The following is a 24,102-nucleotide window of genomic DNA, read 5'->3' as shown; positions in this document are numbered from 1 at the left end:
CGAAGTCCTTGCAGGACCTCCACGCGATGCGCAAGTCACTCGCGGATGCGCGCGAGGCCGCGGCGGCGGCGGAGGCCGCGCGCCGCGAAGCCGCGCGCAAGGCCGAAGCGGAGCGCAATCTTTTTTCGCGCGCGGCGGGGCGGGTGGTGCCGCTGCGCGCGCACGGCAAGGTGCATCACGCGCCGGAGCCGCCCGCGCCGATTCCCGTGCAGCGGCAGCTCGACGATCAGCGAGTGCTGCGCGAATCCATCAGTGACGAATTCGATGCGAGCACGCTGCTCGACGTCGACGACGCGATGAGTTTTCGACGCGCCGGCATCGGCATGGAAGTGACGAAGAAGCTGCGCCGGGGCGACTGGAGCATCCAGGGCGAAATCGATCTGCACGGCCTGCGCACGGACGACGCGCGCGAAGCGCTTTCGGCCTTCCTGCGCGATGCGCTGAAGCAGGGTTGGCGGTGCGTGCGCGTGGTGCACGGCAAGGGCCTCGGCTCGCCGGGGAAGACGCCGGTGCTCAAGGGCAAGGTGCACGGGTGGCTCGTGCAGAAGAACGAAGTGCTCGCGTTCGTGCAGGCGCGGGCGGATGAGGGCGGGGCGGGGGCGGTTGTCGTTCTCCTCAAGCCGGCTTAAGAGAAGTATCGGGCCGCCATCGTGCTGCGCCACGCTTCGTTGAAGACGAGATCGCATTCGATCGTTTCCCTCGCGCCTTCCAGTGCGAGTTCGCCGGAACTGCGGAAGCGTTCGTCGCAGTAGGCCTCGGTCAAAGCGGCCAGCAAGGCCTGCTTGTAGGCCGTGTCGGAATTCCCCGCCAGGTGGACCCCTTTCGTCTCCAGCACCACGACCCGCGAGTCGGCGCCCTGCGTGAGAAAGCCGAAGACGAAGTCCGGATACACCTTGTGCCGCTTCCAGCCCTGCAGGCCGTACTGCGTTCGCGCGACGTTCCGGTGCCACCAGCGCAGGGCGGCCTGCTCGTCGAGATATCCCGCAAACAAGGCCTCGAAATTGTTCATGTCGGGCGTCCGCAGCGCCGGGGCAAGCAGGCTCTTGCCGATGTCGGAGAAGCCGTCCGGGCGAGTCAGCTTGTCGGTTTTGCCCGCGATCTGCAGGAGGTCGTCGTGCGGCAATTCGTAGTCGGTGCCATCCGCGCGCAACCGAAACTCGATGCGTCCCGCGGCCACCAGCCTGCAGAAGACGTCGTGCGCGAGACGATCGCGCTCCGCTTCGACGTCTATCCTGAGCCGCTCGATCAGCGATGCGTCGGACAGAGCGATCGCGGTGTCGTCCCAAGTCTTGCGCAAGCGCGCGAGAACGGCCGAGACCCATTCCCACAAAAGCCAGGGATTGGGCACCAGATCGGCCAAAGTCCGCACGAGACGCGCACCATCCACGCGCTGTGACAGCGATTGCAAAGCGTTCCTGAGCGGCGCGGACTCGTCGTCGAGAATCGACAATCCCACCTCCAGATGCATGTCCACCGCGGAGGCGCCCGGGCTGGGCGCCCAGCTCCGCGCCAACTCATCGGGCTGCAGGCCGTCCCAGTCCAGGCGCGACAGCACGTCGCTCTCGTACTGCAATTCGCGGCGCGCGCCGTCGGGCCCCACCCAGGTCACGCGCGGCAGAAAGATTCTCAGCTGCGCCAGCTCCGGCCGGCGCATCAGCGGTACCGGTTTCGGCACCTCGGGATCGCCCGCGTCCCCGTGAACGGCGATGCCCAGATCGCCCATGCCCTCGCCTTCCAGCGACTGCTTGATGGCCTTGACCACCTCCCCCGTACTTGCGTCATGGCACAGCACGTAGCACGCGTCGAGCGCCGGCCGTCCCGTCTTCGCGACGTTGGGCATCCGCAGTATGCGCCCGACCAGCTGCGTCATGGCGCGCTTGCCCCTGCTTGCGGAGAGCGCGCACAGCACGTACGCGAAAGGGCAATCCCATCCTTCCTGCAAGGCCTGCTTGGTGATGATGACGCGCACCTCGCTCGCTGGCGAAAGCAATTCCTCATCGCCGATCTCGTCCTTCTCGCTCGTCTTCTCGCGGATCTGACGCTCCGTCAGTCCGAGTTGCGCCAGGTACTCTCGCACGTGCGTCGCATGAATGAACCCGGCGTCGATCTGGTCCCGGCCCGTACGTTCCACCTGTACGAGCAGGATGGGCCGAACGTATCGCGCCGTCTCGCCCTGCAAAACCTCGGCCTCGCGCTGAAGCATGTCGAGCCTGCGCACGCTTTCAGCGAGGCAGCTTCGCCAATCCGTCCAGTGCCGCACATCGACGTGGATGGGCAGCTTGATCATCTCCGCCTCGTCGAGATCGGTGCCGCGCACGTCCACCAGGATGTTGGATCCGCCGCCGTCCCCGCCCGCCTCCCCGCTCCCGATTCTCGGCGTGGCCGACAGTTCGAGCATGAAGCAGGGGTTGAACCCGTCGAGGGTCGCGAGCGCCGTCTCGGTGTAGGCGTGATGGCCCTCGTCGATGACGACCATCGGCCGCACGAGCCGCATCACGTTGCCGAGCGAACTCTTGACGATGCTGCCCTTCTGCGCTCGCGCCTCTTCGGGACGAGCCCACGGGCTGCCGTAGGCATCGAGGTTCGGCACATCGGCGAGCAGCTTCCAGTGCGCCTCGATGTCGTCCTCGCGGGGCAGGAACCCCAGCACGTTGCCGCGGTCGCGGAAGAACCGCAACGTTTCCTTGTTCTGGCGCGACGCCGCCGCGAGCATCAGCACCATCACGCACAGGTGCGAATCCACGTCGAGCCGCGTGAGCGGCGAGTTCTTTTCCAGAATCTTCACGCGCCCGGCCCCCGCCAGGTTGAGCATCTGCCGATAGGGATGATCGCGGTCGGCAAGCGTCCTCAGGGTCTGCCGGTAGATCGCGTCGTTCGGCACGATCCACAGGACGAATCCCACATGCCGTTCCAGGTAGGCATTGAACACCTTGCCGAGACTCGCCGCTGCGAGCAGCGTCTTGCCCCCACCCGTCGGCACCTTGAAACAGACATTGGGAATCGCGCGGCCGGCCCCGTCGAAGCGGCTGGAATGGGGATGGACGGCGAACTTGGGCGGCAGCGCGCCCGATTTCTGCATCGCTGCCCAGGCCTTTCGGGGAAAGTCCCGTGCCTGCAGCGCGAGATCCTCGGCACCCTCCATCGCGCGCAAGTGTGCAAGCTGCTGCTCGCTCTGGCGGCGGCACTGCACGAGGTGATCGAGGTAGCGGTCCAGCTGAGCGAGCGTCTCGCTCTGGAACTTCTTCAGCTGGGCCGCGCCCTCGCGTGAAGCCGGGCGCAACCGGATCTCCCAGAATAGTTTCCGATCGCGCTCTATTGCCGCTCGAAAGGCCGGATCGAGCGTGTCCTGCAACAGGACCGCGTCGACCTTGTAGAGCAGGTTCAGACTCTCGATCCGCCCCGCGAGCCCCGCGTGATCCGCGAATGTCCAACCCGGCGCGTCGAAAGCCAGATCGATGTCGGAATCCGGCCGGGCGTCGCCGCGGCCGCGAGAACCGAAGATCCAGACCCGCTGAAGTCCGCTCGCCTCTTCGAAGAGCGCGCGCAGCTTCGCGGCCGACGAGCGCGCGATTCCGAAGTCCCCCGCGGCGTCGGTCATAGCGTGCGCAGTTTCTGCTGCAAGACGTCGAAGGCGCCCGCGGCCGTGGAGCGGATGAACGCCGCCACCTGGATCGCCTTGGCTTCGTCGTACGTGTGGCTCGTGAGATTGCGATAGGCCCGGATCTGATCCCACACCTGCGCATCCGCGAGGAGCTGCGACTGAAAAGCCAGCGGAATGACGGCAAAGGCCTGACGAGGCACGCCAGCGCCTTGCGCCGACAAGTAGTCGAACAATGAAAGCCACGCCATCTCGAAGGTGAACTCGAAGCGCTGGATGAGCGCGTCGCGGACGATGGCGGTCTCGTTTTCCGCGAGTGCTTCGTGCAGCCGTGCCAGCGCCTTGTCGAAAAGCGCCCGGTGCTCCTGGAATCGTTGGCGGCTCATCGCGTCACCCGTTCCGATACAGCGCGAAGGGCAATGCGGCGTATTCGATCCCGTGCTCCGCGAGCTGCTTGTTGCTCAGGTACTTCGCGGGCGCGAAGACCAGACACCGCTTCACTTCGCCCGCGGTTCGAGCCGCATGGTCCTTTGCCCATGTCGAGAGCTCGGTCGCCCGGCTCAGGGTAAGGGCCGCGTCGGGCGACTTCAGAAACGCGAGGCGCGGTTCGTAGATCAGCCAGACGTGCGCGTCCTTGGCTTCGCCGAGGTACCAGCGAGGCGCATCCCTGGGCGCCGGGGGCAGCGAGCCGCCCGTGGCGGTGTGGAACAGCCACGCGCCCAGGGCCTCCCACGCCGGGAGCGACTCGCCGGACAGGAGCTTCTCGATGTCCAGGGGTTCGCCGAGTGTGCAGTAGGCGAATTCTCCGCCGAGGCCATCGGCGCGTTCGGACACCTTCTTCTCGCCTTCGACTCGCAGGATGCCGTCCTTCAACTCCACATTGATGCGGTCGAAGCGTTTGCGCCGGTCGGTCGCGCGGTCCGCGAGATCGCCCTCGGCGAAGCCCTCGCGGGCCTTGAGCGCATCGACCTTCGCGAGCCATTCGTCCGCTTTCCTGAACTGCGCCCAGTTGATCTTCTCTTCCAGGAGCGTCTCGCGCTGCGTGCCGCTCCACGCGTAGCCGTCGATGACGCGGCGCACGCGTTCGGCCGTCAGCTTGTCGGCGTAGTCCTCGCCTTCCACGAGGATGAACTTGCGGTTGCCGTTGTCTTTGGCATTGGCCTTGAGGACGGCATGCGCGGTGGTGCCGGAGCCGGCGAAGGAGTCGAGGATGATCGAGTCTTCGTTGCTAGCAAGTTCCAGAACGCGTTCAATCAAACCCACAGGTTTCGGGGTAATGGAGCTCTCATTGCCCTCGAGGACACCTATCTCCAACAGCGTCTTCTTGGCATCCTGCGTATGCCCGACCTCTTCGTAAAACCACAGCGTCTGAGGAGTGCGGCCCTGCTTCACTTCGGAGAGATATCGTTTGATCCTTGGTTGGTTGTTTCCGTCGGCGCCCCACCAGATTCTGCCTTCCTTGTCCATGTCGAGGAACTTTGACTTCTTCACTCTCCAATAGGTCCCAGGGGGAGGTCCCTCGATCAGTCGACCACTGGGACACGTGATGTCGTACACACCCTCGCTATAGGAGTTTCGTGCGGAGAGATCGCCAGATGTCCAAGGTCCACGAGGATCCCCGTCCGGATTTGCATACCTGGCCTCCATTCCCTCGGTTCGCTCCAGCAGATTCGGTCGCCATTGTTTCTTATCTTTCGCGACCACGAGCAAATAGTCATGGTCTTCGCTGAAGAATTGCGCCGTATTCTTCGGTGAAAAGTTCTTTTGCCACACACATGCAGCAACGAAGTTCTCCTCCCCGAAGATCTCATCCAGCATCATCCTCGCCCGATGCACTTCGTTGTCGTCGAGCGTGATCCAGATGCTCCCCTTGTCCGACATCAGCTCGCGCAGCAGCACGAGCCGCGGCCACATCATGCACAGCCACTTGTCGTGCCGCAGCATGTCCTCGCCGTCCACGGGATTCGACGAGAGCCATTCCTTCATGATCGGACTGTTGACGTTGTCGCTGTAGCACCACCCTTCGTTGCCGGTGTTGTAAGGAGGATCGATGAAGACGAGGTCCACCTGCCCGGCGTAGCGAGGCAGGAGCGCCTTCAGCGCGTGCAGGTTGTCGCCGTGAACGATGAGGTTGCCGGACAGATCGCCGGGCCCGATGCCCTTGGACTTGTCCACCACGAGCGGCCGGTAAGGCACCGTCAGGTGATGGTTGTAGACGTACTCCTTGCCCTTGAAGACAATTTCCGGCATGAACGCTCCTTTGGAGCGATTCTAGAGACCACGAGCGACGCCGGGTCGAGGCGTCACGCCGGAGGCACGGATGGGAGGCCCTCGATGGACTCTGCGTGGCGCCTGTTCCGGATTCGAGCCAGCGCGGAATACGCAAGGATCGTGAACGCAAACAGGCCGGCAATCCAAAGATACCAAGCCTTGCTCGCCCAGATTTCTCGAGCCCTGTGGGCTATCCAGGGACGGCCGTAGGCATAGAGCACTTGCGGTCCGCGGTCCTCGATCAGCAGGCGGAGATCCTGCGTCTGCGGGATGCGCTCCACGGTCTGACCACGCAAGACGCGCGACTGCTGAGAACCCGTGCCAGGTTCCACTTGATAGACGACCAGGAACCCAATATCGGATGTGAGCTGGGAATCGAACATCACGCTTTGCGCATCGACAGCCAGAGTCGCCGGCTGTCTCGGCGGAAGCGATACACCGAACGGCTTCAACGAGTCCGAGTCCCCCTTCCAAGTCGTGAAGTCGGGAATTTCGGACAGCACCCGGTAGCAAGCGGTTTCCTCGTTGCCCTGACATGGATGCATCGCCGAACGCGCGTCGCGGGTGGCCACGAGCTTGACCGCCAGAACCTGGGCGTTTCGCGGCTCCACTCCGTCATATCGAAACTTGATGTAGGCCGCGCCGCCGTCCCCCGGAGTGGAATGAATGTTCGCAAAGTTGATGTTGGGGATATAGGCGACCAGCTCCCTGGGTGGCCAGATTTCGTCCATGCCTTTCTTGACCTTTTCAGGCAGGTCGAGGACATGGGATAGCCAAGCAAGTGCACCGACGCCAACCGCACTGGACAACAAATGAACTATCCCGCGCTCCACTTGAACTCCCATCAACCTGTCGAGAACGAATCGTGCCTCGCAGTCGGTCGGGAATCAAGCGCCTCAACCCGAACCCCCACCCACATTGCGCATCCAGTCCGCCGTCTGGAAGAACGATTCGCGCAGCCGCTCGCGCATCGTCTCTTCCACCCCCGTCTCCTGCATCGCCTGGTCCATGCACGCGAGCCACTGATCGCGTTCCCTGATCCCGATCCTGAAAGGCAGGTGCCGCGCGCGCAGCATCGGATGCCCGAATCGGTTCGTGTAGTGCTGCGGGCCGCCGAGCCAGCCGCACAGGAACCAGAAGAGCTTCTGCCGCGCCTGCCCGAGCTCGCTGCCGTGCACCGCGCGCAGCGCCGAGTACCGCGGCTCCAGGTCCATCAGGTCGTAGAAGCGTTCGACGAGCGCCTTCACCTTCTCTTCGCCGCCGATGCGCTCGAACGGGGTTTGTGTTTCCATGCGCGCGATTGTCCCATCGCCGCATAACGTTTCGATCACTCGGGGGCCTTGCGCAACGTCTCGATCACCGGCCGGCTGAGCACCTCGCGCAGCCCCCACCACCCCGCCGCCAGCGCGAGCAGCGCCCCCGCCGCGGCGCCGGCGAGCGGCACGAAGGGCGAGGCGGTCCACTCGAAGTCGAACGCATACTTCGCGAGCGCCCAGCCGACGGCCGCGGCAACGATGCTCGCAAGCGAGCCCGCCAGCAGGCCAACCCCCGCGAGTTCCGCGCGCTGTACCTGCCGCAGCAACGCGCTGCTCGCACCCACGGCACGCATGATCGCGAACTCGCGCGCGCGCTCCTCGCGCGTCGCGGTCACGGCCGCGAACAGAACGACCACCCCCGCGGCGAGCGTGAAGCCGAAGAGGAATTCCACCGCACGGATCACCTTGTCCAGCACCGACTGCACCTGGTTGATCGTGGCCGTCATGTCCACTTCGGTGATGTTCGGAAAGCGCCGCACGAGCTCGTTGTCGAAGCCGCGCCGCTCGGGCGCACGGAACGCGCCCATGAAGGTCGCGGGCACGTCGGGCAGGCGCGCGACCGGATACATCACGAAGAAGTTCGCGTGCATCGAGCTCCAGTCCACCTTGCGCAGCGACGTGATCTTCGCCTCGGTCTGCGTGCCCGCGATGTCGAATCGCAGCTTGTCGCCGATCTTCAGTCCGAGCGTCTCGGCGATGCCCTGCTCCACACTCACCGCATCGCGCTCTTCGGGCTTCCAGCGCCCCGCGACGACGTCGTTGTGCGGCGGGCGCTCGGCGCTGTAGGAGAGATTGAATTCGCGGTCGATCAGGCGCTTCGCACGATCTTCCGCATAGTCCTCGGGCGAGACGGACCGCCCGTTCACCGCGACGAGCCGGCCGCGAAACATCGGATACCAGTCGAGCTGCCGCACGCCCTCGTCGCGCAGCGTCTTCACGAAGGCGTCGCTTTGCTCCGGCATCACGTTGATCACGAAGCGATTGGGCGCATCGGCCGGCGTGGCGCGGCGCCAGCTCGAGATCAGGTCCGTGCGCAGCAGCACGAGCAGCACCAGTGCGAGCAGCCCCACCGCGAGCGCGCTCGCCTGCACCACGGTGTACGCAGGGCGCGCGGAGATATGGCGCGTGGCGAGCACGAGCCAGCGCGGCGCGGTGGATTCGTTGACGACGCGGCGCAGCAGCTTCACGGCGACCCAGCTGAGCCCCGCGAACACGAGCACCGCGCCCGCGAAACCGCCGACGGCGATGCCGCCCAGTTTCACGTCGCTGCTGGCGGCCAGGAGCAGCGCGGCGAAGCCCGCGACGCCGAGCGTGAGCACCGCGATCGATGTGGGCTTCAGGTTGCCCACGTCGCGCCGGATCACGCGCAGCGGCGGCACCTGCGCGAGCTGCAGCACCGGCGGAAGGCCGAACGCGAAGAGCAGCGTGAGGCCGACGCCGACGCCGAACAGCACGGGCCATGCGCCCGGCGCGGGCAGCGACGTTTCCACGAGTCCGCCGAGCAGGTACACGAAGACGAAGTGCACGGCAAAACCCAGCAGCACGCCGGCGACGCTCGCAACGAGCCCCACAAGCGCGAACTCGAACGTGTAGCCAAGCGCGATGCGGCGCTGGCTTTCGCCCAGCACGCGCAGCATCGCGCAGTCGTCCAGGTGGTTGGCCGCGAAGCCGCGCGCGGCAAGCGCCACCGCCACCGCGCTCAGCAACGCGGCCAGCAACGCGACGAGGTTCAGGAATTTTTCGGCGCGGTCGAGCGTCTGGCGCATCTCGGGCCGGCCGCCTTCGAAGGACTCGATGCGCAGGCCGTGCACGGCCGGCGACTTCGCTTCCTGCGCCGCCCAGTCGGTGAAGCGCGCGACGGCCGTATCGCGCCCGGCGACCGCGAAGCGCCACGTGATGCGGCTGGCCGGCTGCACGAGATGCGTCGCGGGGAGATCGCCAGCGTTGATCATGACGCGCGGCGCGAAGTTGAGGAAGCCGCCGCCGCGATCGGGCTCCACGACGATCGTGCGCGCGATGCCGAAGGTCGCGTCGCCGAGCTGCAGCGTGTCGCCGTAGTCGAGGCCCAGCGCTTCCAGCACCGCCGCATCGACCCACGCCTCGCCGCGGGCGGGCACGTCATGCGTCCGGTGCGCCGGGTGCGCCGCGTCCGCGACCGTGAGACTGCCGCGCAGCGGATAGCCCGGCGGGACCGCCTTCAATGCGATGAGTCGGCTCGCACCGCCCTTCGCGTCGGCAGCGCGCGCCATGGAGGGAAACACCTGCGTCGAAATCGTTTCGAGGCCGAGCGCTTTCGCGCGGTCGATGAAGGCTTGCGGCGTGGGGTTGTCGCTCACGATCACCGCGTCGCCGCCGAGGAGTTCGCGCGCGTCGCGCGAGAGGCCGGTCTTCAGCCGGTCGGCGAAGAAGCCGACGGCGGTAAGCGCCGCGACCGCGAGCGTCACCGCAACGATCAGGAGCCGCAGTTCGCCCGCGCGCAGGTCGCGCCAGAGCGTGCGCCAGCCGAGGGACCAGGGGGACGCGGTTTGCATGTTCGCAAGCGTATTACAAAAGGCGCACTGCCGAATGAGGTGAGCGTGAGACAGGGAGCGGGGACGCCGCTTGTATCGGAGGCCTTATAGTCGGGCGCACGATGTCCGGAGTGCCCATGCTGTCACGCACCCTGAACTTGGTCGCTGCGCTCTCGCTTGCGATCGTGTCACTCGCCGCGCACGCCGCGCGCGACGTCTGGCCCGGGGACGATTGGGAAACGGCGACGCCCGAGTCGCAAGGCATGTCGTCTCGCGCGCTCGCGGAGCTTCTCACCTGGGCGTCCTTCGCCCACGTCGACAGCCTCGTCGTCACGCGCCACGGGCGCATCGTCACCGAGGCCTACTACGCGCCGTACGACGCGGCGATGAAGCACCGCATCAATTCCGCCACCAAGGCTTTCGTGGGATCGCTGGTGGGCATCGCGGCCGCGGAGGGCCTGCTCGATCCGCAGGGCGGCGCGCTCGTCCAGCTCGGCGAGTCGTCCACCGACCCTGCGCGCCGGGCGATCACGCTGCAGCACCTGATCGACATGACTTCCGGCATCGAGTGGCACGAGCCGCTCACGTCCGACTTTCCGCGCTCGCTCGTGGCCATGGAACGCAGCAGCCACTGGGTGCGCTACGTGCTGGACCAGCCCATGGCGAGCGCGCCGGGGACGGAGTTCAACTACAACTCGGGAAACAGCCAGCTCGCTTCAGCGATCGTCGCGCGCAAGACGGGGATGAGCACGCGCGAATTCGCCGTACGGCGTCTCCTCGACCCCATCGGCATTCGCGATTTCCGCTGGCGTGAAGACCCGCAAGGGGTGAACACCGGCGCAATGGGCTTGTACATGCACACGCGCGACATGGCGCGCTACGGCTATCTCTACCTGAACCACGGTGAATGGAACGGCAGGCCCGTCGTTCCGCGGGCCTGGGTCGACAAGGTGTTCGACGCGAAGGTGCCGATGCATCCCATGGCGCAGTGGCGCTACGCCGACGGCTGGTGGACGCTGCCTTCGAAAGAGGCTTACCTCGCGGTCGGCTATGCGCGCCAGCTCATCGTCGTGCTGCCGCGCCAGCGGGTGGTTGCCGCATTCACAGGCCGTGCGGGTTACGCGTTCGAGGACGTGATCGACAAGCTCGTGGGCGCGGTGCGATCCGACGAAGCGATCGCGCCCGACGATTCCGCCCACGCGCTGCTGCAGGCCGAGGTGCGGAAGGCGGCGACGCCACCCGCGCCGGCCCACGCCAAGGATGCTTCGCCGCCGCAGTCGCACACGTTCAGGTTCGAACCCAATCCCGCGCGGCTGCGTGCGGTGACGATCGATTTCACCGGCGCGGGACGCTACGAGCTGCAATGGGAGGACGCACCCGAGCCGCAAGTGCGGCCGCTGGGCCTGCAGGGCTGGAGCGCCGCCGCGCCGTGGCGAGGCGAAGTGGCGTATTCGCGCTCGCAGTGGCTCGGCCCGCGCAAACTGGAGGTCGCGGTGCGCTGGCCCGAAGAGGCGCGCGACCAGCTCTTCCTGCTGGAGTTCGGCGACCGCACGCTCGATGTGAAGTTCACGCCCGCGAACGGAAAGCCGGTGCGCATGAGCGCCGTCGCGCAGTAGCCGACAGCCCGCGGCGAGCGCTTTCCTTTCATCAACGCTGCGCGAGTTCGGGCTGCAGCAGCAGCCTCTCCTGGCCGGTGTAGCAGAGGAAATGCTTCCCGGTCGCCCGCCCGATCGTGCACAGCCCGAGGCGCTTGGCCACATCGTGGCCCATCTGCGTGATCCCGCTGCGCGACACGACGATCGGCACCCCCATCTGCGCGGACTTGATCACCATCTCGCTCGTGAGGCGCCCCGTCGTGTAGAACACCTTGTCGTCGCCGCGCGCCGCGTCGGCGCCGTGCAGCCACATCCAGCCCGCGATCGTGTCGATCGCGTTGTGCCGCCCGACATCCTCGATGAAGAGGAGCATCTCCCCGCCCGCGAAGAGCGCGCAGCCGTGCACGGAGCCCGCCGACTTGTACGTGGTCTCCTGCAGCCGGATCGTGTTCACGATGCCGTAGAGCTGCGCCTGCGAGATGGAAGCCGCGGGCAGCTCGATGCGGTCGAGTTCTTCCATCATGTCGCCGAAGACGCTGCCCTGGCCGCAGCCGGTGGTGACGACGCGCTTTTTCGTGCGCTCCTCGATCCGCGCGATGCCTTCGCGCGTCCTGACGGCGGCCGCATCCACGTCCCAGTCGACGGTGATGGATTCGACTTCCTCCACCGATTCCACGAGACGTTGATTGCGCAGGTAGCCGAGCACCAGCCATTCGGGCTCGGCGCCGAGCGTCATGAGGGTGACGAGCTCGCGGTTGTCGACGTAGACGGTGAGCGCACGCTCGGCGGGGATCGAGGTGGATTGCACCTCGCCCTTTTCGTTGACGGTCCGGACGTCGCGGGTGAGCGGGGCGCGGGCTTGGGTGAGGCGGGGAATACGCATGGGCGGTGAGGTGCCCTCCGCTTCGCTCGACTCCCCCACCCTGCGCGGGCCGGGTACCCGAAGGGCACTCCGCCATCGTACGACGACTTCTACTTCTTCTTCTCGGCAGGCTTCATCTCCCCCGCCGTCTTGTTCACACTCGGCGGACTCGCCGCGTTTCCCGCGGGCGAATGCGCGCCCGACGTTTCCACCGGCGTCTGCGAGGGCGGGTTGTACGCGAACGGCCCGGGGTCCGCGCACGCGGGCACCGTGGGGGCGGCAGCCACCGCGGGCGACGGCGTCGGCGCACTCGCGCTCGCGCCCGCCTTCGCGGCCGAGGCCGCTGCCGCGGGCTTCGACGCGGAAACGGCCGATGGCTTCGCCGCCGCATCGTGTTTACCGAATTTCGCGGCCACCCTGTCTTGCGCCTTGCACAGGCCGAACGCGTCCACCTTGCCTTGCCACGCCGCTTTCGCTGCCGCCTCGGCCGCCTTCGCCTTGGCGGCGTCGTCGGGCGCGGGCAGTTTCGCGAGCGCGAAGCCGCACGCAAGGAACGCAATCAGCGCGGGCACCGGCATCCATCGTTTCATGTCGCTTCCTCCTCAGGCGGGCCGCACCGTTTCGTCACTCGGACGCACCACGGGCTGCGCCTTGCTGCGTTCGGCCGGCACCTTGCCCGCATGAATGTCTTCCAGCCAGTAGGCGTGGTGTTCCTTCGCCCAGGCCTCATCGACATAGCCGTGACGCATGGCGTCGTAGGCACCCTTGTAGCCGATCGTGCCGAGGTAGATGTGCACCGCGAACACGCACATCATGAGGACGGCGAAGGTGGCGTGCACCATGTTCGCGAGCTGCATGTTGCCGCGCACGTAGTCCATCGAGGGCAGCACTTTGTCGAGGAAGAGCCCCGAGGCCACGACGACGAAGCCGAGGATCAGCACGCCGATCCAGAACACGACCTTTTCGCCCGCGTTGAACCGTCCCGCGGGCAGTTCGTCGCCCACGCCTTGCCTTGCCTTGCGGCGGAACACGCCGCCCGCGTGCAGCAGCCAGCGCAGGTCGCCGCGCTCGGGAAATTCGGAGCGCACGAACGTGATGAACACGATCACGAGCGACACGGCGAAGAGCGGGCCGAAGAAGTTGTGCAGGTTCTTCAGGACATAGGTGAGCCAGCCGAAGAGCACGCCGCCCATCAGGGGCAGCAGCAGGAACTTGCCGAACGCCATGACGAGGCCCGAGATCGCGAGCACGCTGAACGCGATCGCGTTCGTCCAGTGCGCCGCGCGCTCGAACGGCGTGAAGCGCTCGATGCGCCGCCCGCCGCCGCCCACCGCGGGGTTGTGGCCGATCTCGCCGCGGGCGAACCACATGATGGCGAGCGCCACGAGCGCGATGAGCAGGAGCGAGCCGCCGTAAGGCAGGATCCACAGGTTGCGCGTTTCGCGCCACGCCTGCCCGGCGGTCGTCGTGTGCGAGCCCGGGTAGCGCACCTGCGGCTGGATCGCCACGCCCGCTTCGGGGTACGTGTCGCGCGGGTAGTTCGTGAAGCCTTCCTGCCCCGCATGCACGCCGCGCCATGCGGGCGAATTGTTGCCGGGCTGCACGCGGTTGCGCTGGCCGTTGTTCTGCTGCAGGTAGCCGGGATCGCTCGGCGCGTCGCGCTTCACCTCCGGCTTCACGTCGAAGATGTTCTGCGACTGGATGCCGCCCGGCGCGGCCTGGCCCGGCACGATGTCCTCGGGGACGATCTTGCTCGCCGCGGGCGCCGGCTTCTCGGCGGAGCTCTGGCCTTGCGCCGCGGCTTGCGCGAAGGCGCTGCTGCCGGCCACCGCGAGCACCAGCGATGCCACGCCCAAGATGCACCAGTGCCCCCGCGCAACCGGCTTCGCCGGGCCGCCGGGTGCACCCCCCTCGGGGGGAGGCGGCCGCAGGCCGCTTCGGGGGGGATCAATTGACTTTGGCATAGTCGTTCTGGCCGGTCTGCGTGCGGACCTTGAGGTGCTCCTCCCAGCTGCCCCGGTCTCCCGGCTTCCACCCGGCGGCGGTGAAGGGCATCGTATTCGTGCCCTGGAACGCGGGCGAGTCGCTGCGCACGCCGGTCGCGGTCTGGGGGGCTTCCGTGCACGCCGACATCGCGATCGCGGTGAACGCCCACCACACGATCACCACGCGGCGCGGCCGCTTCGGTTGCTGAGGCTGCTCGTGCGGTTGCGTCATGACTTCTGTCCTCCCGGCTGGCCCGCCTGCTTGGAGCCGTAGGCCGTGCCCCAGCCCCACACTTCCGCGCCCTTGCCGCGCTTCACCACGCGGTTGCGGAAGATGTCCGCCACCACGTCGCCGTCGCCCGCGAGCAGCGCCTTGGTCGAGCACATCTCCGCGCACGCCGGCAGCTTCCCCTCGGCGAGGCGGTTGCGTCCGTACTTCTCGAATTCCGCTTCGCTGCCGTTCGCCTCGGGCCCGCCCGCGCAGAAGGTGCACTTGTCCATCTTGCCGCGCACGCCGAACGCGCCTTGCGCCGGAAACTGCGGCGCGCCGAAGGGGCACGCGTAGCTGCAGTAGCCGCAGCCGATGCACGTGTCCTTGTCGTGCAGCACCACGCCTTCGTCGGTGTGGTAGATGCAGTTGACCGGACACACGGCGATGCACGGCGCATCGGAGCAGTGCATGCACGCGACCGAGACCGACCGCTCGCCCGGCACGCCGTCGTTCAGCGTGATCACGCGGCGGCGGTTCACGCCCCAGGGGACTTCGTGCTCGTTCTTGCACGCCGTCACGCAGCCGTTGCACTCGATGCAGCGCTCGGAGTCGCAGATGAATTTCATTCGTGCCATGTCGCGCTCTCCTTCAGGCCCGCTGCACGTCGCAGATCGTGGTCTTCGTCTCTTGCATCATCGTCACGCTGTCGTAGCCGTACGTCGTGCCGGTGTTCACGGCTTCGCCGCGCACGATCGGCGCCGCGCCGCTCGGGTAGTAAGGCAGCATGTCCATGCCCTGCCAGCGCCCCGAGAAGTGAAACGGCATCCACACCGTGTCCGGCCCGACGCGTTCGGTCACCATGGCCTGCACATTGAGCTGCGCGCCCGTGGGCGTCTTCACCCACACGCGGTCGCCGTTGCGGATGTTGCGCGCGGCCGCCGTCTTCGGATTGATCTCGACGAACGACTCCTGCTGCAGCTCCGCAAGCCACGGGTTGGACCGCGTTTCCTCGCCGCCGCCTTCGTATTCGGTGAGCCGGCCCGAGGTGAGGATGAGCGGGAACTTCTCCGCCACCTTGTCGCGCAGGTTCTTGTCCTGCAGCGACTTGAAGAGCGTGGGCAGCCGCCAGAACGCCTTCTTGTCGTCGTGCGTCGGATATTTCGCGACGAGGTCGGGCCGGGTGCTGTAGAGCGGCTCGCGATGCTGCGGGATCGGGTCGGGGAAGTTCCACACGACCGCGCGCGCCTTCGCGTTGCCGAAGGGGTAGACGCCGTGGTTTTTCATCACCACGCGGATGAGGCCGCCCGAGAGATCGGTCTTCCAGTTCTTGCCTTCGGCCGCCGCCTGCTCGGCGGGCGTGAGCTCGCCCCACCAGCCGAGCTTCTTCACGAACACGTGGTCGATCTCGGGATAGCCCGTGGTGATGTCGCAATCCTTCGGGTACGAACCGTCCTCGGCGAGCAGGTTCACGCCGTTGCGCTCCACGCCGAAATTCGCGCGGAAGCAGCCACCGCCGTCCATCACGGGCAGATTCGTGTTGTACAGCACGTGCGTTCCGGGGTGCTTCAGCTCCGGCGTGCCGAAGCAGGGCCACGGCAGGCCGAAGTAGTCGCCCGTGAGGTCGTAGCCCGTGTCCTTGTCCTTCACGGTGCCCTTGCAGCGCAGCGTCTTCACGTCGAAGGCCGCCATGTTCTTCATGTGCGCCTTCAGCCGCTCGGGGCTCTGGCCCGTGTAGCCGATCGACCAGCAGGTCTTGTTGATTTCGCGCAGGATGTCCTCGGGCACGGGCTCGTCCATGCCTTTTACCTGCTGCATCTTGAAGTTCTTCACGAGCTCCTTGCCGAAGCCGAGCTTGTCCGCGAGCTGATACATGATCATGTGGTCGCTGCGGCTTTCCCAGAGCGGCTCGATCACCTTCTCGCGCCACTGGATCGACCGGTTCGACGCGGTCACCGAACCACTGGTCTCGAACTGCGTGGCCGCGGGCAGCAGGTACACCGTGCGGTTCGGATTCAGGTCCTCCGGCCTGCCGGGCATCGCGGCCATGGCGGCCGTTGCCGAGGGATAAGGATCGACCACGACCAGCAAGTCGAGCTTGTCCATCGCCTTTTTCATCTCGAGGCCGCGCGTCTGCGAATTCGGCGCGTGGCCCCAGAAGACGAGCGCGCGCAGGTTCGGGTCCTGGTCGATCAGCTCGTTTTTCTCGAGCACGCCGTCGATCCAGCGCGAGACGGTGATGCCCGGCTTGGACATCATCCCCGCGTTGGCGAAGCGGCCCTTGAGCCAGTCGAAGTCCACGCCCCACACCTTGGCGAAGTGGCGCCACGAGCCTTCGACGATGCCGTAGTAGCCGGGCAGCGAATCGGGGTTGGGCCCGACGTCGGTCGCGCCCTGCACGTTGTCGTGCCCGCGGAAGATGTTGGCGCCGCCGCCGGACACGCCGATGTTGCCGAGCGCGAGCTGCAGGATGCACGAGGCGCGCACCATCGCGTTGCCGATCGTGTGCTGCGTCTGGCCCATGCACCAGACGATGGTGGACGGGCGGTTCTTCGCGAACATCTCCGCGATCTGCGCCATGCGCGCTTCCGGCACCCCGCAGGCCTCCTCCACCTTGTCGGGCGTCCACTTGGCCATCACGTCCTTCTTCACGTCGTCCATGCCGTAGACGCGGTCGTGCAGGTACTTCGGGTCTTCCCAGCCGTTCTTGAAGACGTGGTACAGCAGCCCGAAGAGGAAGGGGATGTCGCCGCCCGAGCGCAGCCGCACGTACTCGTCGGCCTTCGCGGCGGTGCGCGTGAAGCGCGGGTCCACCACGATCATCTTGCAGCCGTTTTCCTTGGAGTGGAGCATGTGCACGAGGCTCACCGGGTGCGCCTCGGCGGCGTTGGAGCCGATGTACAACGCGCACCTGCTGTTTTGCATGTCGTTGTACGAATTCGTCATCGCGCCGTAACCCCACGTGTTGGCGACGCCGGCGACGGTGGTGGAGTGGCAGATGCGCGCCTGGTGGTCGCAGTTGTTGCTGCCCCACAGGCTCACGAACTTGCGCATCAGGTACGACTGTTCGTTCGAATGCTTCGACGAGCCGACCCAGAACACCGCGTCCGGGCCGCTCGCCTTGCGGATGTCCTGCAGCTTCGCCGAGATCTCGCTGTACGCCTGGTCCCAGCCGATGCGCTGGTACTTGCCGTCCACGAGCTTCATCGGATAGCGAAGCCGGAATTCGCCGTGCCCGTGCTCGCGCACCGAGGCGCCCTTCGCACAGTGCGCGCCCATGTTGATGGGCGAATCGAACACCGGCTCCTGGCGCACCCACACGCCGTTTTCGACGACCGCGTCGACGGCGCAGCCCACCGAGCAGTGGGTGCACACGGTGCGCTTCACCTCCACTCGCCCCGCGCCGACGGCGGGCTCGGCGCCGCCTTCCTTCGCTTCGGACTTCTTCACGAGCGCGAGCGACGAAGCGGCGATGCCCACGCCCACCCCGAGCCCGGAGCGGCGCAGGAACGCGCGCCGGTCCATCGTCGGAATCGCGGCGGCCAGGCCGCGCTGCAGGCTGTGCACGAAAGGCGAATGCGTCCGCTCGCCCGGGGCCGATTTGCGGGTCAGCAACATTGGATGTCTCCTCACCTCGGTTGTTCAGAACCGCGTGGTCTTGTAGTAGCGCCGCACGTGCTCGCTTTCGCGATAGCCGCCGCCGCGCTCGGGAGGCGGCGGCGCATCTTCGGCGACGGCGGGGGCGGAAGGTGCCTGCACATTCGGCAACGTGGCGACCGCCGTGGCGGCGGCGCCGGTGGCGGCCGCGCCCCAGAGGAAGCCGCGGCGCGATGCCTTCTTGTTCGAGGATGGTTGCATCTTCGTCTCCTGCCTGGATAAGGGAGCGGGGAGCGCTTCGGAGCGCTCTGCTCTTATGAAATCCCTTACATACTCTAGTCCGAAGCGAAGCCCTCGGCATGCGAAAAGTCGCCGATGCGCCTCAGGGTTAACGCGATGTGGACCTTTGGCGGACAGGCACCGCCCGATGCATTCGCACTCTCAGGCGAGCAGGTCGAAGCCCTGGGCTTCCACGCTTGCGAAGGCCCGCGTGAAGTCCGCGAGGCGCGCATAGAACCTCGCGCGCGGCTCGGACGATATTGCGTCGCACAACCGATTCACCCACGGCTGCAGGTGCCGCGTGTAGAACTCGCGCTGCCGCGCGAGGTTGGACACGCCCGCGTCGTCCCCCGCGATCAGGAAGCGCATCACCTCGCACAAGTAGGCGATGTGATCTTCCGTCTCGGGCATGGCCTCGTCGCGCGTGAGGCCGAGCGTCGCGAGATCGTCGCGCAGCTTCGAGAGCGGCCGCTCGTTCAGGAAGCCCGCGAGGTAGTGCGAGCCGAAGAGGAACACCTCGGGTTTTCCGACGCCGCCGAAGAGCGCGTCGTATTCGCTCGCGATCTCGGCGTCGGCTGCTTCGCGCGCCGCGCCGACCAGGGCCCGCCAGGGCTCTTCGAGGAAGGCGCCGCGCGCCGGCGCATCGGTGACCGCGACGCGCAGCGCGGCGAGCAGTTCCGGTGCGGGCGGCGCGTAATACAGCTGGGCGAGCAGCCCGTACAGCTCGGCGCGCGCGACCTCTTCGTCGAGCGCGGACGATTGCAGCGAAGGCTCCTTCATAGGCCGGTGATCTTCGCCTCGCCGCCCGAGGAGTGGATGTCGATCACGCGGCAATCGCCGCACATCTTCAGCCGCTCGAGCGCCGCGCCCTGGAACATCGCGTGGCCGGCCAGCTTGCCGAGCATGGCTTCGACGCCTTTGAGCGTGCCGAACGGTTTGCCGCAGCGGATGCAGTCGAAAGGCGCCGTACGGTTCAGGATTCGCGGCCGGCGCGCCTCGGGCGTGAGCGCGAGCCTCGGCACGAGGCGAATCGCATCTTCCGGACAGGTCTTCTCGCACAGGCCGCACTGCACGCAATTGCGTTCGACGAAGCCGAGCTCGGGGGCGAGCGGATTGTCCTGCAGCGCGCTCGCCGGGCAGGCGCTCACGCACGCCATGCACAGCGTGCACTTGTCCTTGTCCACCTCGACCGTGCCGAAAGGCGCGCCCGGACGCAAGGCGATCGCACCGGGCTCGAGCGGGGCGTGCCGCACGAGGTGATCGATCGCGAGTCCGAGCGTCGCGCGCTTGTCGTTCACGACCGCGAAGGTGGCCGGCGGCGGCGTCTTGCCTTCGCGCCTGGGCACGAGACGCAGTTCCTGGTCGAGGTCCTGCGCATTGCCGCACTCGATCAGCTTCAGACGCACGGCATCGAAGCCGAGGCCTTCCACAATGTCCTGCGCGACGGCCATTTGCGCGAGCAGCGCCTGCCGGTACTGCGGCGCCTCTTCGCCCGTGGCGAGCACGATCACCTGCGACGCCCCGTGCGCCACGGCGGCAAGCCACAGGTCGATGCCGGTACTGGCCGCATGCCACAGCGCCATCGGAATCACGTGAGCGGGCACGCCGTGCGCGGCGCCGACGCGCGCCGCGCGGCCGAGCTCCTCGACGAGCGACTGGCCACGCTGCGAATCGTGCAGCAGCAGCGCGCAGCCGCGGCCGCCGGCCTTCAGGTAGGTGTGCAGCAGCGTGCGGACCTTCAGGCCCTGCTCGTGCACGGCCGGATACGCGAAAGTCATCGCCCCCGTGGGACACACCGCCGAGCACGCGCCGCAGCCCACGCACAGGTAGGGATCGACCCGGACCTGGTTGCGCTCCTTGTCGCTCGCGATGGCTTCGGCCGAGCAGATGTCGACGCAGGCATTGCATCCCACGGTTTCATTGCGGGCGTGCGCGCAGAGCTTTTGCCGGTACGCGAAAAAGCGCGGCTTTTCGAATTCGCCGGCCAGGCCTCGCACCTCGAGGAGCGTCGGCAGCGCCCACCCGCTCCCGGCGGAGGCCGCCGCATCCGCGCGCAAGTGGAAATACCCCTGCGGCTTCGCGTGCCGCGCGAACGCCGGGCGCTCGCGCAGGTCCAGCACGACGTCGAACTTTTCGACGTCTTCATGCGGCTCGCGCGTGAAGTCGATCGCGCCGGCCACCTGGCAAGCCTTCACGCAGTCGCGATGCTCCCGGCAGGCCGCAAGGTCGATCTGGTAGTCGAGGCCGATCGCGTTCTCGGGGCAGGCGGCCACGCAGGCGTTGCAGCGCGTGCACAGGTCGAGGTCGATGGGATTGGTCCGCGTCCACGCGAGCTCGAAGGCGCCGAGCCGGCCCGAGAGCCGGCCGATGCGCCCTGCGAGCACGGGCCAGCGGCGCTCCTGCGCACCCGCGCCGCCACAGGCGAAGATCGTCACGTCGAGTGCATCCGCGAGCATCGCCGCGTAGCCTTCCGCCTCGTCCAGGGGCCCGATGACGAGCAAGCGGCCATCGCTCTTGTACGTGACGGTCGGCACCGGTTCCGGCTCGGGCAGCTTCGCCGCGGCGAGCAAGGCTGCAAGCTTGGGGACAGCGCTCGCGGCGTCGCGGCTCCAGCCGCCCGTCTCGCGGATGTTCACGAAGCGCACCGGCGCCACCGCGCCTTCGGTGTGCTCGGCGATCTCCGTGAAGAGGCGCCTTTCCTGCGTGCAGGCGACCACGACCTCGCCGCTGCCGCGCATCGCCTGCTGGAAGTCGCCGGCCTCGCGCCGGCAGAGCACCGAATGGAGTTTCAGGTCCTCATTCAGCGCGCTGCCCAGGGCCTTCGGGTCCAGGGGCATCGTCCGGTTGCAGTCGCAGATCAGAGTCGGCATGGGGTTGCTCGCCCGACTGTGCCACGCTTTGCGAAAGCGCGTGATCCGCGTCTTCCCTGCCGGCTGTCGGCTCGGTCTCTTCTTCGTCGAACAACCGCAGGACTTGCGCGCTCGCCATCTTCTTCAGCATCTGCGGCGAGATCGGATCGGGCTGGGAATAATCGTCGATGTAGACGTCGAGCCTGTCCATGCGGTTGAAGTGCGGGTCCGAGAAAAGCTTTCTGACCGCGGCGTTCTTCACGTCCTCGGGGACCTCGGCCGCGACGAAGCGGCTGAAGTCGGATTCGGGCGTGAGGGATCGGACGTCTTCGAGAGTCGGGAGGGGCACGGCGGCCTGCCCATCTTCGCGCGCTTTCCCGGCTGAGTCAGCGGCCGCGGGAGAGGGCTGCGAAGCGGGCACCGAAGCGGGCACCGAAGCCGGCTGCGGTTCGGCGGCAGGCTCCGCCTGCACCTCCTTGCCCTCGCGAACCGCATCCTTGCGGCGCGACCAGCGCGCGAGGAATCCTTCGTCACTCATCGGGCCTCCCGTGCTCCGGCTCGCCTGCGAAACGGTCCTCGAGCGCGCGGAAACTCTGCGGCCGCCGGCGCTTTCTCGGCTCGGGCACATAGTGCTCGTCGGCGAACGCGCGCATCCACTCGATCACGTCGGCGGGCGCGCTCACCTGCTCCACCGTCTCCTGCGCGTCGAGCCAGCGGCCCGCGTCGTGATAGCTGAGGCTCACCGCGACGGGCCGCGCGATCGGCGCCTCGGAGATCGAGGGCGTCTCCTCCATCCGCCACAGCACGAACCAGCACGGCGCCGGTGTGGTGGCGTTGAGGTAGTAGCCTTCCGCGTCGTCGCGAAAGAGTTCGACGGTGAAGCCCGCGTGCAGCCAGCGCTCCTCGCTCGCGTTGTTCACGAGGCACCGGGGTTGGCTGCCGAACGCCGGCTCGTTCGGAATGACCTCGCCCAGCTCCCACCGCCAGGGCTGCCACGCGCTCGCCTGGCGGATGCGTCGCATCACCACGGCAACTTCGATGCTCGGGCGCGGGGTCATCCGGACACTGTAGCGCCGGTCGGGACGCGGCGGGGCGCGGATGGGCAAGAAAGCCGGATCGCCTGCCGATCCGGCCGGGCCCCTCCCTGGGCCTTACCCTGATTCTCGGGCGTTTCCCTATGCCGGTTCGCGCCGTGCTGCCGATACTGGCTTGGCGAATGCGCGAACTTCCTCCCTACCCCTTCGGCGACCCCGCGGCGCTCGCGCCGCCTCGCGTCACGTGCGAAAGCCTGCCCACGGGCGGCTTCGTGCTGCGCCACCCCGAGCCGCTGCAGCCGTACGCACGCTGCGTCGGCGCATGGCTCGATCACTGGGCCGGCACGACGCCCGATGCGATCTTCCTCGCCGAGCGCGAAGCCTCGGGCGCATGGCGCCGCCTGTCGTACCGCCAGGTGCGCGAATCGGTGGGGCGCATCGCGCAGGCGCTGCTGGACATGGACCTTGCGGGCGGCCAGCCCGTCGTCACGCTCTCGGACAATTCCGTGGACGCCGCCTTGCTCTCGCTGGCGGCGATGCACGTCGGCCGTCCGAGCTGTACCGTGTCGAGCGCGTACTGCCGCCTCACGAAGGATCATTCGCGCATCGCCGCGATTCTCGATGCGCTCGATCCCGCGCTCGTGTACGCCTCGGACGTCGCGGTCTACGGCCCGGCCGTGACCGCGTGGGGCGCGAAGTCACCCGTCGTGTTCGGCGCCGGGCGCATCGAGGGCTCGCACGATTTCGCCGACCTGCTGGAGCCGCGCGAAACCAGCGCCGTGATGCGGGCCTTCGCGCGGATTCGCCCCGACGATCACGCCAAGTACCTGCTCACGAGCGGCTCCACCGGCGCTCCGAAGGTCGTGATCAACACGCACCGCATGCTCTGCGCCAACCAGCAGATGATCGAGCAGGTGTGGCCGTTCCTCGCGCGGCATCCGCTCGTGCTCGTGGACTGGCTGCCGTGGAGCCACACGTTCGGCGCCAACCACAACTTCAACATGGTGCTCGCGCACGGCGGCGCGCTCTACATCGACGAAGGCCGGCCCGCGCCGGGGCTCGTGGAGAAGACGCTGCGCAACCTGCGCGAGGTGAAGCCCAACTTCTGGTTCAACGTGCCGCGCGGCTTCGACATGCTGCTGCCCTTCCTCGAGGCCGACGCCGCCGCGGCCCGCGATGTCTTCGAGCGGCTCGAAGGCATTTTCTACGCGGGCGCGGCGCTGCCGCAAAGCGTGTGGCAGCGCCTCGAAGCGGTCGCGCGAAAGGCGCGCGAGCGGCCGCTGTGGTTCACCTCCGCGTGGGGATCGACGGAGACCTCTCCTGCCGCGACGCAGGTGCACTGGCGAATCGAACGCGCGGGCTGCATCGGCCTGCCCCTGCCGGGGGTGACGCTCAAGTTCGTGCCCAACGGCGCGAAGCTGGAGATGCGCGTGCGCGGGCCGAGCGTGTTTCCCGGCTATCGCGACGCGCCGGAGCTGTCATCGCAGGCGTTCGACGAAGAGAGCTACTACCGCATCGGCGATGCGGGCCGGCTCGTGGACGCGGACGATCCGGTGCAAGGCGTCGCCTTCGACGGCCGCGTGGCCGAAGACTTCAAGCTGATGTCCGGCACGTGGGTGAACGTGGGGATGCTGCGGGTAAAGGCGGTGAGCGCCATGGCACCGCACGTGGCGGATGTGGTAGTCGCCGGCCACGACCGCGAGGAAATCGGCCTGCTCGTCTTCGCGACGCCGCAGGCGAAGGCGCTGCCGGCGGAAGACTTGCGTGCGCACGTGCGGCAGGCGCTGCGCGCGCTGGGCTCCGAGGGCCTCGGGTCCTCTCGGACGCCGACCTGCGCGCTGGTGCTCGACGAGCCGCCGAGTGCGGATGCGGGGGAGATCACGGACAAGGGCTACGTGAATCAGCGCGCCGTGCTGGAGAGGCGCAAAGCGGAGGTGGAGGCGCTCTACGCATCCGCCGACGCGCGCGTGATCCGCCCGTGAGGCACCGCGCCAGCGC

20 protein-coding genes are annotated in these 24,102 nt (G+C 67.4%); 3 read left to right on the top strand and 17 right to left on the bottom strand.

What is annotated here, in order from left to right:
- The first annotated feature begins 26 nt into the window (after positions 1-26).
- Positions 27-629 (top strand): Smr/MutS family protein, encoded by a 603-nt coding sequence (locus tag VHA82_RS16760; RefSeq protein ID WP_325545886.1) that lies wholly within the window; start codon positions 27-29, stop codon positions 627-629.
- Here the strand turns inward: VHA82_RS16760 and VHA82_RS16755 are convergent.
- The 6 genes from VHA82_RS16755 to VHA82_RS16730 form a co-directional block, all read right to left on the bottom strand.
- Complete coding sequence (locus VHA82_RS16755; protein ID WP_325545759.1) at positions 626-3,598, bottom strand: DEAD/DEAH box helicase family protein; 2,973 nt, start codon at positions 3,596-3,598, stop codon at positions 626-628. The two genes, VHA82_RS16760 and VHA82_RS16755, sit on opposite strands and share 4 nt — an antisense overlap.
- Entirely contained in the window at positions 3,595-3,984 is a 390-nt protein-coding gene (locus VHA82_RS16750; protein WP_325545756.1) for an HI0074 family nucleotidyltransferase substrate-binding subunit, read from the bottom strand. The genes VHA82_RS16755 and VHA82_RS16750 overlap by 4 nt, the downstream gene beginning before the upstream one ends.
- 4 nt (positions 3,985-3,988) lie before the next feature.
- Complete coding sequence (locus VHA82_RS16745; RefSeq protein ID WP_325545753.1) at positions 3,989-5,848, bottom strand: site-specific DNA-methyltransferase; 1,860 nt, start codon at positions 5,846-5,848, stop codon at positions 3,989-3,991.
- A gap of 53 nt (positions 5,849-5,901) precedes the next feature.
- The gene (locus VHA82_RS16740) at positions 5,902-6,600 is read right to left on the bottom strand and encodes a hypothetical protein (RefSeq protein ID WP_325545751.1); all 699 of its coding nucleotides are present in this window, start codon (positions 6,598-6,600) and stop codon (positions 5,902-5,904) included.
- A gap of 165 nt (positions 6,601-6,765) precedes the next feature.
- Positions 6,766-7,161: a group II truncated hemoglobin gene (locus tag VHA82_RS16735; RefSeq protein WP_325545749.1), complete on the bottom strand. Its 396-nt coding sequence runs from the start codon at positions 7,159-7,161 to the stop codon at positions 6,766-6,768.
- A gap of 35 nt (positions 7,162-7,196) precedes the next feature.
- Positions 7,197-9,716 carry an ABC transporter permease gene (locus tag VHA82_RS16730; RefSeq protein WP_325545747.1) on the bottom strand — a complete coding sequence of 840 codons (2,520 nt, stop codon included), beginning with the start codon at positions 9,714-9,716 and terminating at the stop codon, positions 7,197-7,199.
- Positions 9,717-9,832: 116 nt separating this feature from the next.
- Between VHA82_RS16730 and VHA82_RS16725 the strand changes: the two genes are divergently transcribed.
- Positions 9,833-11,311, top strand: coding sequence for a serine hydrolase (locus VHA82_RS16725; RefSeq protein ID WP_325545745.1), 1,479 nt, complete (start codon positions 9,833-9,835; stop codon positions 11,309-11,311).
- Positions 11,312-11,342: 31 nt separating this feature from the next.
- On the opposite strand, the gene VHA82_RS16720 is transcribed toward VHA82_RS16725, so the two are convergent.
- From VHA82_RS16720 to VHA82_RS16670, 11 genes are all read right to left on the bottom strand, one after another.
- The gene (locus VHA82_RS16720; protein WP_325545743.1) at positions 11,343-12,173 is read right to left on the bottom strand and encodes a formate dehydrogenase accessory sulfurtransferase FdhD; all 831 of its coding nucleotides are present in this window, start codon (positions 12,171-12,173) and stop codon (positions 11,343-11,345) included.
- A gap of 89 nt (positions 12,174-12,262) precedes the next feature.
- Entirely contained in the window at positions 12,263-12,742 is a 480-nt protein-coding gene (locus VHA82_RS16715) for a hypothetical protein (protein WP_325545741.1), read from the bottom strand.
- A gap of 12 nt (positions 12,743-12,754) precedes the next feature.
- Complete coding sequence (locus VHA82_RS16710; RefSeq protein ID WP_325545739.1) at positions 12,755-14,002, bottom strand: formate dehydrogenase subunit gamma; 1,248 nt, start codon at positions 14,000-14,002, stop codon at positions 12,755-12,757.
- A gap of 97 nt (positions 14,003-14,099) precedes the next feature.
- The gene (locus VHA82_RS16705; protein ID WP_325545737.1) at positions 14,100-14,369 is read right to left on the bottom strand and encodes a hypothetical protein; all 270 of its coding nucleotides are present in this window, start codon (positions 14,367-14,369) and stop codon (positions 14,100-14,102) included.
- Positions 14,366-14,983: a formate dehydrogenase FDH3 subunit beta gene (fdh3B, locus tag VHA82_RS16700; RefSeq protein ID WP_325545735.1), complete on the bottom strand. Its 618-nt coding sequence runs from the start codon at positions 14,981-14,983 to the stop codon at positions 14,366-14,368. Before fdh3B ends, VHA82_RS16705 begins: the two co-directional genes overlap by 4 nt.
- A gap of 13 nt (positions 14,984-14,996) precedes the next feature.
- Positions 14,997-17,963, bottom strand: a complete 2,967-nt coding sequence (locus tag VHA82_RS16695; RefSeq protein ID WP_325545733.1) for a formate dehydrogenase subunit alpha — start codon at positions 17,961-17,963, stop codon at positions 14,997-14,999.
- Positions 17,964-17,987: 24 nt separating this feature from the next.
- Positions 17,988-18,203, bottom strand: a complete 216-nt coding sequence (locus tag VHA82_RS16690; protein ID WP_325545731.1) for a twin-arginine translocation signal domain-containing protein — start codon at positions 18,201-18,203, stop codon at positions 17,988-17,990.
- 180 nt (positions 18,204-18,383) lie between these two features.
- Positions 18,384-19,001, bottom strand: coding sequence for a TorD/DmsD family molecular chaperone (locus VHA82_RS16685; protein ID WP_325545730.1), 618 nt, complete (start codon positions 18,999-19,001; stop codon positions 18,384-18,386).
- On the bottom strand, positions 18,998-21,091 hold the full coding sequence (locus VHA82_RS16680) for a 4Fe-4S binding protein (protein WP_325545728.1): 2,094 nt from the start codon (positions 21,089-21,091) through the stop codon (positions 18,998-19,000). The genes VHA82_RS16685 and VHA82_RS16680 overlap by 4 nt, the downstream gene beginning before the upstream one ends.
- Positions 21,018-21,608: a DUF3306 domain-containing protein gene (locus VHA82_RS16675; protein WP_325545727.1), complete on the bottom strand. Its 591-nt coding sequence runs from the start codon at positions 21,606-21,608 to the stop codon at positions 21,018-21,020. Before VHA82_RS16675 ends, VHA82_RS16680 begins: the two co-directional genes overlap by 74 nt.
- Positions 21,601-22,128, bottom strand: coding sequence for a DUF3305 domain-containing protein (locus VHA82_RS16670; RefSeq protein WP_325545726.1), 528 nt, complete (start codon positions 22,126-22,128; stop codon positions 21,601-21,603). Before VHA82_RS16670 ends, VHA82_RS16675 begins: the two co-directional genes overlap by 8 nt.
- A 158-nt stretch (positions 22,129-22,286) precedes the next feature.
- Here VHA82_RS16670 and VHA82_RS16665 point away from each other — a divergent pair, with 158 nt between their 5' ends.
- Positions 22,287-24,086: a feruloyl-CoA synthase gene (locus tag VHA82_RS16665; RefSeq protein ID WP_325545724.1), complete on the top strand. Its 1,800-nt coding sequence runs from the start codon at positions 22,287-22,289 to the stop codon at positions 24,084-24,086.
- Positions 24,087-24,102 lie beyond the last annotated feature (16 nt).

This window comes from Ramlibacter sp. (assembly GCF_035548915.1).
Classification (GTDB): Bacteria; Pseudomonadota; Gammaproteobacteria; order Burkholderiales; family Burkholderiaceae_C; genus Ramlibacter.
The sequence above is the reverse complement of the archived record's forward strand: the minus strand, read 5'-3'. Positions and strand labels throughout refer to the sequence as shown.